We start from the raw sequence: 11800 nt of genomic DNA on the forward strand, positions 1-11800 counted from the left end.
CGCGCCAGCGCGGCGATCGGGCCCTGCGGCGCCGCGACCGGGCCCTGCGCCGCCGCGGGCGGGGCGTCGCTCAGCCTGCGGCCCCGGCGTTCTGCGCGATCAGGCGCTGCGCGTCGGCCAGCAGCGCAGCACCGTCGATGTTGCGCTCGCGCATGGCGGCGATCCAGGCATCCACCACCGGGCGGCATGCGGCGATCCAGCGCTGCTTCTCCGCCTCGGTGATCGAGATGATCTGGTTGTCGCGCCGGCGCTCGACCATCTGGCGTACCACCGGGCCCTGCTCATCCCAGACGCGAGCCGCCATCTCGGCGGCGACCAGGCCGGAATTGGCGTCCAGCACCTGCTTCAGCTCGGCCGGCAGCGACGCATACCTCGCCGGGTTCATCGCCAGGATGAAGGTGGTGGAGTAGAAGGTCGGGTTGCCTGGGATTTCGGTGTGGTGGCGCACCAGCTCCTGCAGGCGGATCGAGGGCACGACCTCCCACGGCACCACCGCGCCGTCGATGACGCGCTGGCTGATGGCCTCTGGCACCTGCGGCACCGGCATGCCGATCGGCGCAGCGCCCAGCGCACGCAGCGCCTCGCCGGCCTGGCGCGTCGGGAAGCGCAGCTTCAGGCCGCGCATGTCCTCAAGCGTGCGGACCTCCTTGTTGGCGTGCACCACGCCGCCGTCATGCGCCCAGACGGTGATCGGGTGGACCTCGCGGAACTCGTCGCGCAGGTGCTGCTGGTAGTAGGCCCAGCAGGCACGTGCATTCGGCAGCGCCAGGCGGTTGGCGACGAAGGGCAGCTCGAAGACCTCGATGCGCGGGAAGCGGCCCGGCGTGTTGCCGGGCAGGGTCCAGATGATGTCGGCCACGCCGTCGCGCGCCTGGTCGAACAGCTGGGGCGGCGCGCCGCCGAGCTGCATCGAGGGGAAGATCTGGATGCGCAGCCTCCCCTGGCTCTCGGCCTGGATCTTCTGCGCCCAGGGCTGCAGGAAGTGCCGGTGCACGTTGGAGACCGCCGGCAGGAAATGGTGCAGGCGCAGCGTGACGTCCTGCGCCGAGGCGGGCCGCACGAGGGCGGGCGCGGCAAGGCCGGCGGCGCCGGCCAGCAGCAGCGAACGACGGGCGATCATGGCGTCTCGAGCCTCCCTGGGCACGCTGACCCGTGCCTCTCTTTCCGGAATAGATGCGACCGGCCGGTTGTTCAAGCCGCGGGGGCGGCCGCCAACAGGGTCCGCGCCTTCTCCGCGACCGTCGCCGGCGTGTCGCCGGGCCGGTAGATCGCGCTTCCGATGCCGAAGCCGGCCGCGCCGGCGGCGCGCCAGGCCGCCATGTTGCCGGCCTCGATCCCGCCGACCGGCAGCACGGCGGTGCCCTTCGGCAGCACGGCCAGCAGCGCCTTGAGAACGGCTGGCGAAGCGGCCTCGGCCGGGAACAGCTTCAGCGCGTCGGCGCCGGCGTTCAGCAGCGCGAAGGCCTCGCCGGGGGTGAAGAAACCGGGCACCGAGAGCATGCCGGCCGCCTTGGCGGCGCGCACCACCTCAGCATCCGCATGCGGCGTGACCACCAGGCGACCGCCCGCCGCCGCGATCCGCGCGCAATCGGCGGGATCGAGCACCGTTCCCGCGCCGACCAGCGCGCGGTCGCCGCAGCGCGCCGCCAGGCGGCGGATGCTGTCGAGCGGCTCCGGCGAGTTCAGCGGCACCTCGATGATCGCGATGCCCGCGGCGACCAGAGCGTCGCCGATCGCCTCGACCTCATCCGGCCGCACGCCGCGCAGGATGGCGACCAGCGGGCAGCGGGCGAGCCACGCCTTCACGTCCATCCAAGGCTCCGTCCGATGTGGTGCAGGCCGGCCGCCACGAGGTCGGGGTCGTGGCTGCGCACCGCGACGCCGGACAGCCGGAGCGCTTCCGCATACAGCGCCGCCAGCCCGACGGCGCCGACCAGCTCCACCTGGGTGACCGGCGTCTCGGCGAGCGCGGCCGCGACCTCGTGGCCGATCAGCAGGCCGGAGAGGAAGCTCCGCGTCTCCGCCTGCTCCAACCGGCCCATCAGATGCAGGGTCCGCGCGCCGAACAGGTGGTGCAGCAGGCCGCCGGACTGGCGCGCCCGCGCGACCCCGCGCGCGAAGGGCTCCGCCAGGTGCGGCCCCTCCGTGCTGGTGCGCGCCAGGATGGTGTGCTGCGACAGCGCGGCGAAGGCCTCGCCGGTCATGTGCGTGGTGAAGCCGACCACGCGGTCGGCTTCCAGCCGTGCCCATTTGCTGTGCGTGCCGGGGAGGCAGGCGAGCGCGTCGTCGAGCGTGGTCGCCAGCGCGACCAGCTTGGTCTCCTCGCCGCGCATGACGTCGGGGATGCCGTCCCGGTCCTCGGTGGTCAGGCCGGGCACGAGGCGCACCTCCGCCCCGTCGAAGGGTACCGGCACGGTGGCCCCGGCGATCTCGGCGGGGCCGGCGGGGCAGCGCAGGTAGGGCGCTTCCACCCAGCCCTGGCGGCTGCCGACCATGCCGCAGAGCAGCACGCGCGTCTCGCCGGCGGCGAGCCAGGGGCCGACGGCGTCGCGCAGCGCCGCCGGGAAGCCGCCCGCCGGCACGGTCAGGATGCCACCGGGCCGGTCCAGCCGGTCCGTCACGGTGCCGCCCGGCCCCAGCCGGTAGGCGCGCAGGCTGGTGGTGCCCCAATCGACGCCGATCATGTCGCAGGGATGGGCCCGGCGGCGCTGTGGCGCAAGCATCCGCGGCCTTGCTCGCCGCGCCGTGAGGACGGAGAGTGCCCGCCTTGTCCAAGAGGAAACGCCATGAACAGGTTCGGTTGGCTCGCGGGGGCGGCGCTGCTGGCATCCGCCATGCCCGCTTCGGCGCAGATCGCGGTCTCGGCGAACGACGCCAAGGCGGTGCTGGTGAACGGCGCGACGCGGATCGCACCGGAGCCGCGGCCCGACACCATCAGCATCCTCGACCTCGGCACGACGCCGCCGCGTCTGGTGGGACATGTGGAGGCGCCGGCCTCGGTGGTCGGACCGCCGACCTCCGTCGCGGTGACGCCGGACGAGCGCCTGGCGATCGTCACCTCGAACCAGCGGCTCGATCCCGCCAACCCGTCGCGCACGGTGCCGGACACGCGCGTCTCCGTGGTGGACCTGCGCGCGACGCCGCCGGGGGTGGTGCAGACGGTGGAGGCCGGGCGCGGGCCCGCGGGACTCTCCGTCAACCGCGCCGGGACGCTGGCGCTGGTGGCGAACCGCGAGGCCGGGACGGTCAGCGTCTTCCGCATCCGCGACGCCAGGCTGGAAGCGGTCGGCACGGTGGAGATCGGGCCGGCGAATGCCGGCGTCTCGCATGTCGCCTTCACGCCGGACGGCCGGCACGCCCTGGTCACGCGCGACGGCGACTTCATGATCTCCGTCCTGGCGATCGAGGGCGAGACGGTGCGCCGGCTGGACCGCACGATCTCGGCGGGGCTGCGTCCCTATGGGGTGGCCATCGCGCCGCACGGGCGCTGGGCGGCAGTGGCCAATATCGGGCGCGGCAACGGCGATGCGGACACCATCAGCCTGATCGACCTGACCGGCGAGGTCGCGACCTGGCGCGTGGTCCACACCATCACCGTCGGCCAGACGCCGGAGGGGATCAAGGCGAGCCCGGATGGGCGCACCGTCGCCGTCACCGTGATGAACGGGTCCAACAAGCCGGCCAATTCCCCCTTCCACGGGCCGGGCCTGGTGCGCACCTACCGCGTCGAGGAGATGCGCTTCGTGCCCGCCGGGGAGGCGCGGGTCGGCACCTGGTCGCAGGGCGCCGCCTTCAGTCGCGACGGCCGCACGTTGCTCGTCGGCAACATGGTGGAGCGGAACATCCAGGTCTTCGCCGTCGCGCCCGACGGTGCGCTGCGGGAATCAGCGCCTGCGATTACGGTGCCGGGCGGCAGCGCGGCGCTGCGGACGGCGGATCGCTGAGGCTGCGTCCGCCGCGGCGCCGCAGGGAGCGCGGGACGGGGACGCAGGTTTGACCCTCATCGAGAGAGACGCCGGCGCGCGACGCGGCGCCGCCGGCTGGATCATCCTGGTGGCCGCCGTGCCGCTGCTGGCACTCGCCGCGCTGGCCAACCCGGACCGCTTCAACCCGGATGCGGTGGGCTACCTGGCGCTGGCGCGGCACTGGTACCGCGGCGACTGGGGGCTGGCGATCAGCGGCTACTGGGGACCGCTGTTCCCCTGGCTCGCCGCGCTGCTGCTGCCGATGACGGGGGACGCGCTGGCGGCGGGGCGCGCGGTGATGGCGGTCTCCGGCCTGCTGTTCCTGGCCGGCGGCATGGCGCTGCTGCGCGCGCTGGCCCTGCCGGCGGAGGCACGCGTGGCGGGGGCCGTCTGCCTGCTCGGCTTCGCGCTGGCCTGGTCGGTCCACATCATGACGCCGGACCTGCTGCTGGCGGCGCTGCTGATGTCCGGGGTGGCGGTTGCGCTCGGCGGCCGGTCCGGGCTCGGGCTGTCGCGCGCCGTGCTCGGCGGTGCGCTGTTCGGGCTCGCCTACTACGCCAAGGGGGTGGCGCTGCCGCTAGGGCTCGGCTTCGCCGTGATGTGCGGCGCCTGGCACCTGACCGGCGGCGTGCCGTGGCGCGTGGCGCTCGCCAGGGTGGTCCTGGGCGTGGCCGCCATGCTGGCGGTCGCGGCGCCCTGGATCACCGTGCTGTCCGTGCACTACGGCAAGCCGACCATGGGCACGACGGGCACGATCAACCTGGCGATCGCAGGGCCGGCCTATACTCCGGTTCCCGGCCAGGTCTTCCTGGGCCATCCCGCCTTCGCCACCTTCCATGCACCACCGCCCGGCCGCGTCACCGCCTGGGAGGAGCCGGACCCGGCGGCGTACGTGACCTGGTCGCCGGTGGCCGATGCGGCCTCCGCGCGGCATGCGCTGCAACTCGTACGCTCCAACCTGGACGGCACCATCGGCGGGCTGCGCGGCTTCGATGCAATTGGCCTCGGCCTGGCCGCCCTGGTGCTCGGGATGCTCGCCGTGGGAACGGGCCTGCGCCCCTGGCAGGCGGCGATCGCGCCGGTGGGGATGGTGGCCGGCATCTACCTGCCGGTCGTCTCCGCGCCGGAGACGCGCTACCTCGTCCCGGCCTATGCCTTCCTGGTGGCCGCGGCGGCGGGGCTTGCCTGCACGCTGGCGGCGGCGGGCGGGGGGCGCTGGGCGAAGCTGCGCCGGGCCGCGGCGGCGCTGCTGGTCGCGGGAGCCTTCCTGTTTCCGCTGCGCCATGACATCGCCATCGCGCTGCTCGGCCGGCCCAACCCCGCGCTGGTCGCGGCGCGGGAGGTGGCGGCCAGGGTGCAGGAGGCCGGGGTGCCCGGCGGCATCGCCTCGGTCGAGGAACTCGGCTTCGCCGCGATCTTCGCGGCCTTCCTGCTCGACCGCCCCTTCCAGGGCACCGAGGCCGCGCTGCCGCCGCCGGGCCGCTTTGCGGAACTCGGCACCGGCGTCGTGCTCGTTCGGCCGGGCGGCGCGGCAGACCAGGCGCTGGCCCAGCAGCCCGGCGCGCTGCGCATGCCGCTGCGCAGCACGGCCGTTGCCGCCTGGAGGCTGCGGTGAGCCGGACGGAGCGCTGGATCGCCGCGCTGTTCCCGATCGGCTTCGGGCTGGTCGGCATCCTGCTCGGCAAGGACGACAACTGGGACCTGCTGCACTACCACTACTACAACCCGCATGCCTGGCTGCATGGCCGGCACGGCCACGACCTGCTGGCGGCCGATTTCCACGTCTTCTTCAACCCGCTGCTCGACCTGCCTTTCTATTGGGGCAACCAGGTCCTTCCGGGCGTCGTGGTGGCCTTCCTGCTGGGCGCCGTGCATGGGCTCGTCGGCCTGCTGGCCTGGCGGATCGGCGTGCGTGTGCTCGGGCGCGAGGCCGGCGTCCCGGCACTGGTGCCGGCGCTGATCGGCATGCTGGGCGGCGGTTCGCTCTATGTCGTCGGCACCACCTACTACGACGTGACGGTGGCGCTGCCCGTCTTCGCCGGGCTGTGGCTGATTGCGCGCAACGCCACGCTGGTGTTCGAGGGACCGCTGGCGCGCAGCCTGCCCCTGCTGCTGCTGGCCGGCACGATCGCCGGGGCGGGCCCGGGGCTGAAGCAGACCGTGGCGCCCTTCGCAGCGTCCGTGCCGGTGGCGCTGCTGCTGCTGGCGCGCGGGCGCCGCCTGGCGACGAGCTTCGCCTTCGGCGCCGGGCTCGGGCTCGGCGTGCTGGCGCTGTCCGGCTTCTGGCTGTGGCATCTCTGGCAGACCACGGGAAATCCGCTCTTCCCCTATTTCAACGACATCTTCCGTTCGCCGCTGGCGCCGATCGGCAACAACCGGGCGATGGGCGCCATGCCGCGCGGTCTCCTCGATACGCTGGCCTTCCCGGTCTTCTTCACGCTGACGCCCTGGCGCATCGACGGCGCGACGCGCGACCCGAAGCTGATCCTCGCCTATGTCATGGTGCCGGTCGGCCTGGCCTTCGCGCTGACGAGCCGGCGACGCCCGGCGCTGGCCGATCCGCGCCTCGGCCTGTTCCTGCTGGTCGTGGCCGCGGTGACCTACGTGGTCTGGCTGCGGCTCTTCTCGATCTACCGCTACATCATCCCCGTGGAGATCCTGGCGCCGCTGCTGGTGGTGGTCGCGGTCGGCTTCCTGCCGCTGGCGGAGCGGGCGCGCCGCATCGCTGTGGTCGCCCTGCTGATCCTCGCGATGCCGGTCCAGCTGAGCTTCCGCGACAGGATCGCCTGGGGCGGCAGCCATTGGCGCCCCTTCGTCTCGGCGGTGCCGCCGGTGGGGATGGACCTGACGGGCGGGCTGGTGGTGGTGCCGGGCTGGCATCCGGGCTGGCGGGCCAACGCCTTCACCATTCCCTTCTTCCCGCCGGACCTGCCGTTCCTGCGCATCATCGCGCATGACGATCCGGCGGGACGCCTGGTGACCGGCTTCGACGACGAGATCGCGCGCCGCATCGCGACGCATGCCGGCCCGCTCTTCGTGCTGTGGACGCCGACGGAGCGCGGCCGCCCGCACGTCACGGCCAGCCTGGCGCGGCACGGCTTGGTGACGGATTTCGCGGGGTGCGGCCGGCTGCAGACCAGCATCGGCGGTCCGCTGGAAGTCTGCCCTGTGCGGCGGGGCGGTTGAGGAGGGCGGCGGCGCACCGCCGCCCCCGGCACGTCAGGCGCCGCCGAACTTGACCTGCTGCTGGTCGTTCTGGCCGCGCGTCGCCCAGCCCGTGGTGCGATTCTCGATGCTGACCGCGGCGACATACATCGCGACACCCATGATCGCCGTCACCATCAGCCCGGCGAAGACCAGCGGCACGTCGAAGCGCGAGGAGGCCAGGATCATCAGATGGCCGATTCCCTTGTTGGCCGCGACTGTCTCCGCGATGATCGAGCCCACGAAGGCGACGGTGATCGAGATCTTCAGCGAGGCGAAGAAATAGGGCATCGCCCGCGGCAGGCCGACCTTGCGGATGATGTCGGTGTGCCGCGCGCCCAGCGCGCGCAGCACGTCGCGCAGCTCCGGCTCCACCGTCGCGATGCCGGTCGCCACGTTCACCACGATGGGGAAGAAGCTGATCAGGAACGCGGTGATCACCGCCGGCACCGTGCCGATGCCGAACCAGATCACCAGGATCGGCACCACCGCGACCTTCGGGATGGAGTTGAAGCCGATCAGCAGCGGGTAGAGCCCGTGATACAGCAGGGTCGAGCTGCCGATCGCGATGCCGAGCAGCAGTCCGAAGACGATGGCGAAGCCGAAGCCGATCAGCGTCGTCATCAGCGTCTGCCAGGAATTGTCCAGCAGCGGCTTCCACCACTTGACCATGCTCGCCGCGATGTCGGTCGGCGCTGGCAGCACGAATTGCGGGATGGAGAAGGCGGCGACGGCCGCTTCCCACACCACGAACATGCCGACGATGACCAGCCAGGGCAGCCAGGCCTGCAGCCGGCGGCGCCGGCGCGCGGCCGCGGCCATCTCCTCCAGGCGCTTCAGCGCCTCGGGCGACATGCCCGCGGCGTTCGCCACCGCGGCCGGGCGGATCGCTCCGGTATCGTCAGGCATGCGCGACCTCCTCTCCCTTGCGGGCGGCGCTGATGTACTCGCGCAGGTCGTGCACGAGCGAGACGAATTCGGGGGCGTAGGTGGTCTCGAGCGTGCGCGGGCGGGGGAAGTGCACCTTGCGCTCCGCGATGATGCGGCCCGGGCGGGAGGACATGACCAGCACGCGGTCGGCGAGGAAGGCGGCCTCGCGCAGGTCGTGCGTGACCAGGATCACGGTCGGGCGGCGCACCATCCAGACATCCTGCAGCACCGACCAGAGATCCTCGCGCGTGAAGATGTCGAGCGCGGCGAAAGGCTCGTCCAGCATCAGCAGGGCGGGCTCGTGGATCAGCGCGCGGCAGAGGCTGGCGCGCTGCTGCATGCCGCCCGAGAGCTGCCAGGGGAACTTCGCCTCGAAGCCGGCGAGGCCGACCAGCGCCAGCAGGTCCTTGGCCTGCTTCTCGTATTCGGCACGCTTCGCACGCAATTGCCGCCGATGCGGCTCCACCACCTCGAGCGGCAGCATCACGTTGTCCAGGATGTTGCGCCAGGGCAGCAGGGTGGGATTCTGGAAGGCCATCCCCGCGATGGAGAGCGGCCCTGCGACCTCCGTGCCCGCGACCACCACATGGCCGGCGGTGGCGGGCCACAGCCCCGTGACCAGGCGCATCAGCGTGGACTTGCCACAGCCGGACGGGCCGACGACCGCGACGAACTCGCCCTTGGCGATGTTCATGCTGGTCCCCTGCAGCGCGAGCGTTCCCTCCACGCCGCCATAGCGCATGGCGACCTCACTGATCTCGACGAAAGGCCGCTCCATCTTGCCCCCTGACCGGCTGGACGCGCGCAGATGTGCGTCACGGGGGGGCGGCTACGCAAGACGCGCGCCAGGGCGTCGGGCCGCGCCGCCGCGCAGCAGGGCAAAGGTCGCGCCCGATTCCTGGGCGGTTTGCCTATCTGGTCGGCAAGTCGGGCGCGCGCAGCACCGCCGCGCAGGCCAGCGGCAGCCGGGGCGGCGGACCCGGCGGTCCCGGGACCGGCCGGCGCCGGGCGTCCGGCGTCAGCCACCAGTCCAGGCTCGCATCGCAGCCATCGCCCGGCGGCGGCGGGGCGATGTCGCGGCACTCCGGGCTGTCCTCGGGGCAGCGCAGGCGGATGTGCATGTGGCTGTCGTGCCCGCGCCACGGCCGCACCCGGCGCAGCCAGGCCTCGCCCCGGTGGTCGGCGCAGAGCCGGCGCTTGATCGCGTGGTTGACCAGCACCCGGTCCACGCCCGGTGCCTCGGTCGCGATGCGGATCAGCTGGGCATGGCGCGGTGTCCAGCGGGCCGGGTCCACGCCCGATTCGTCGGGCAGGACCAGGGAGGGGATCGTGAGGTCCTCGCGCTGCGCCGCCGGAACCCGCGGCTTCGGGCGCAGGTCCAGCCAGATGTCCACGTCCAGTCCGGTCTGATGGCTGGCATGGCCCCAGGGCATCGGCCCGCCGCGCGGCTGCGCGATGTCGCCGATCCAGAGGTCGGGGAACCCGGCCGCCCGCGCCCGGCCGGACACGTGCTCCACGAGCGCGATCGCGGCCGGATGGCCCCAATGCCGGTTGCGCGAGACGCGCACCGCCTGCCAGCCCGGTCCCTCCGCCGGCAGCGCGACGCCGCCGGCAAGGCAGCCGAGCCCCGTCCCGCCGATTGCCCGCGCGGGGCCCTGGCTGGGCCGGGACAGCGCCGCCCAGTCGCTCGCGCGCGCCAGCGGCGCCTCCACGGCGGCGGCGGGCAGGGCGACCAGGGCGGCAAGGGCGGTGGCGAGTCGCCACGGGGCAGGGCGGAGCACGCCGGCAGACTACGCGACCGCCGCCCGAAGGCCAGCGGCCGCGCGGGATCGGCGCCTCAGAAGCGGCGCTCGTACACCGTGACCACGTCCCCCGGCAGCAGGAGCGACTGGCGGGCGGCGCGGAACTCGCGCGGCCTACCGTCGTCGCCGACGCGGGTGACCGAGACATAGTCGCGCAGCGCCCGGTAGTTGAAGCCGCCCGCCACCGCCACGGCAGACAGCGCGGTCATGCCGGGCTGGTAGGGGAACTGCCCGCCGCGCTCCACCTGGCCAAGGACGAAGACCGGCCGGTACTCGATGACCTGGATGGCCACCGACGGGTCGCGGAACAGGTTCCGCTGCCGCATCACCTGCTCCACCGCGCGCTCGACCTCGGTGGTGGTGCGGCCCGCGGCCTGCACCGAACCGACCAACGGCAGGGCCAGCTGTCCGGCGTCGGTGATGCGGAATTCTCCGGTCAGGCGCGGGTCGTTGAACACGGTGACGCGTACCTGGTCCTCCGGGCCGAGGCGGTAGGATGCGCGCTCCCCTTCCGGCAGGGGGGGCAGATCGGCGCCCGGCGTGGTGCACGCGGCAAGCGCGACGAAGGGCAGCAGCATCGCGATCCGACGGGTCTGCATCTGGAGCGGTCCTCTCTCCGACGTTGGCGAACGGCTTCCACGTTCGTGCCAGAGGCGACGCAGACCGGGGCGTCGCGTTTCCTTGCGAAGCCGGCTCATCACGCCGTTGTTTGGGCCGGCGCGGAACCGGCGCCCACCGGAATGGTTGAACGCCGGGCGTCCCGATCCCGTTGCCGTCGGGCGGGGCTCCGCCCTGCCGATCGCAGGCGGAGAACCGGCGCGCCCGGGGGGAGTTCCACCACGATGCTCGACCGTACCGTCGCCGAGACCCGTGCGCCCGCCGAGCGCCGACCGGCCGCGCGCAGCGTGCCGCCGGCCCCGGTGATCGAGCCGGAAGGCCTCAACCTGACCGCGCTGCTCGGCGCGCTGCGTCGCCGGCGCGGCGTGCTGATCGCCTGCCTGCTGGCCTTCCCGATCATCGCGCTGGTCGCCGCGAAGAACATGACGCCGCGCTACACCGCGGTGACCACGGTGATGTTCGAGCCCACCGAGTATGCGGCGCGCGAGCTGCAGAGCATCCTGCGTGACGAAAGCACCACCGATGCGGTGCTCGCCTCCCAGGTCGAGATCGTCCGCTCGCTCTCCGTCGCGCGTCGCATCGTCGCGCGGTTCGGCCTGACGGAGCGCCCCGAATTCGCCTGGTGGCTGCAGGATCGCGAGCGCGCCGACGGGCCGGTGTTCGCCCTCCGCACGCGGGCCGCGGATCTGGCCGCCCGGGTCTCGCCGGAACTTGCCGAGATGCTCGCCCCGGAGCCGGTGGCCGAGCGGCCGCCCGGCGAACTGGCAGAGATCCAGGCGGCCGAGGCGCTGCTCGCCAAGCTCGACATCCAGGTCGTGCGCAACAGCCGGGTGCTGCAGATCCGCTTCACCACCGAGGATCCGCAGCTGGCCGCCGCCGGCGCCAACCTGGCCGCAGAACTCTACATCGCCGACCAGCTGGACGCGAAGTTCGACGCCGTGCGCCGCGCCAATGACTGGCTGGACGGCCGGATCGCCAACCTGCGCCAGGAGGTCACCCGCAACGAGGCGCAGATCGCGGAGCTGCGGTCCCAGTCCGGGCTGACGCGCGGCGTGAATGCCGGACTGCAGACCGAGCAGATCAGCCGCATCACCCAGGACCTGGTCGAGGCGCGCAACCAGCTGGCCGGGGCCGAGGCGCGGCTGGGCGCGGCAAGGGGCGGCGGGGGCGGCGGGGCCGACATGACGGCGCTGGCCTCGGCCAACCTGGTGGCGCAACGCACCGCGCGCGACGAGGCGCGGCGCGAACTGGACCGGCTGTCCGCGACGCTCGGCAGCGGGC

11 protein-coding genes are annotated in these 11800 nt (G+C 73.2%); 4 read left to right on the plus strand and 7 right to left on the minus strand.

Going from position 1 to position 11800, the window contains the following annotated elements:
• Window positions 1-70 precede the first annotated feature (70 nt).
• From OZN99_RS15590 to OZN99_RS15600, 3 genes are all read right to left on the minus strand, one after another.
• Window positions 71-1120: a TRAP transporter substrate-binding protein gene (locus tag OZN99_RS15590; RefSeq protein ID WP_270936175.1), complete on the minus strand. Its 1050-nt coding sequence runs from the start codon at window positions 1118-1120 to the stop codon at window positions 71-73.
• Window positions 1121-1191: 71 nt separating this feature from the next.
• Window positions 1192-1812: a 2-dehydro-3-deoxy-6-phosphogalactonate aldolase gene (locus OZN99_RS15595; protein ID WP_270936176.1), complete on the minus strand. Its 621-nt coding sequence runs from the start codon at window positions 1810-1812 to the stop codon at window positions 1192-1194.
• Window positions 1803-2684 (minus strand): 2-dehydro-3-deoxygalactonokinase, encoded by an 882-nt coding sequence (locus OZN99_RS15600; RefSeq protein ID WP_270936177.1) that lies wholly within the window; start codon window positions 2682-2684, stop codon window positions 1803-1805. Before OZN99_RS15600 ends, OZN99_RS15595 begins: the two co-directional genes overlap by 10 nt.
• Before the next feature lie 102 nt (window positions 2685-2786).
• Between OZN99_RS15600 and OZN99_RS15605 the strand changes: the two genes are divergently transcribed.
• Genes OZN99_RS15605 through OZN99_RS15615 form a run of 3 tightly spaced genes read left to right on the plus strand, consistent with a single transcriptional unit; the run spans window position 2787 to window position 7151 of the window.
• Window positions 2787-3944 carry a YncE family protein gene (locus OZN99_RS15605; RefSeq protein WP_270936178.1) on the plus strand — a complete coding sequence of 386 codons (1158 nt, stop codon included), beginning with the start codon at window positions 2787-2789 and terminating at the stop codon, window positions 3942-3944.
• A gap of 49 nt (window positions 3945-3993) precedes the next feature.
• On the plus strand, window positions 3994-5580 hold the full coding sequence (locus OZN99_RS15610; protein WP_270936179.1) for an ArnT family glycosyltransferase: 1587 nt from the start codon (window positions 3994-3996) through the stop codon (window positions 5578-5580).
• A complete protein-coding gene (locus OZN99_RS15615) occupies window positions 5577-7151 on the plus strand; it encodes a hypothetical protein (RefSeq protein ID WP_270936180.1) in 1575 nt (524 codons plus the stop codon). Before OZN99_RS15610 ends, OZN99_RS15615 begins: the two co-directional genes overlap by 4 nt.
• Window positions 7152-7184: 33 nt before the next feature.
• Here the strand turns inward: OZN99_RS15615 and OZN99_RS15620 are convergent, their stop codons facing one another.
• The 4 genes from OZN99_RS15620 to OZN99_RS15635 all read right to left on the minus strand — a co-directional run bounded on the left by OZN99_RS15620 (window position 7185) and on the right by OZN99_RS15635 (window position 10500).
• Window positions 7185-8078, minus strand: coding sequence for an ABC transporter permease (locus tag OZN99_RS15620; protein WP_333779743.1), 894 nt, complete (start codon window positions 8076-8078; stop codon window positions 7185-7187).
• Window positions 8071-8877 carry an ABC transporter ATP-binding protein gene (locus OZN99_RS15625; protein ID WP_270936181.1) on the minus strand — a complete coding sequence of 269 codons (807 nt, stop codon included), beginning with the start codon at window positions 8875-8877 and terminating at the stop codon, window positions 8071-8073. Before OZN99_RS15625 ends, OZN99_RS15620 begins: the two co-directional genes overlap by 8 nt.
• 133 nt (window positions 8878-9010) lie before the next feature.
• Window positions 9011-9880 carry a penicillin-insensitive murein endopeptidase gene (gene mepA, locus OZN99_RS15630; RefSeq protein WP_270936183.1) on the minus strand — a complete coding sequence of 290 codons (870 nt, stop codon included), beginning with the start codon at window positions 9878-9880 and terminating at the stop codon, window positions 9011-9013.
• A gap of 56 nt (window positions 9881-9936) precedes the next feature.
• Window positions 9937-10500 (minus strand): polysaccharide biosynthesis/export family protein, encoded by a 564-nt coding sequence (locus OZN99_RS15635; protein WP_270936184.1) that lies wholly within the window; start codon window positions 10498-10500, stop codon window positions 9937-9939.
• A gap of 243 nt (window positions 10501-10743) precedes the next feature.
• Here OZN99_RS15635 and OZN99_RS15640 point away from each other — a divergent pair.
• A partial coding sequence (locus OZN99_RS15640) for a Wzz/FepE/Etk N-terminal domain-containing protein (protein WP_270936185.1) occupies window positions 10744-11800 on the plus strand: 1057 nt, incomplete at its 3' end.

Source organism: Falsiroseomonas oryzae, from assembly GCF_027856955.1.
Classification (GTDB): Bacteria; Pseudomonadota; Alphaproteobacteria; order Acetobacterales; family Acetobacteraceae; genus Falsiroseomonas; species Falsiroseomonas oryzae.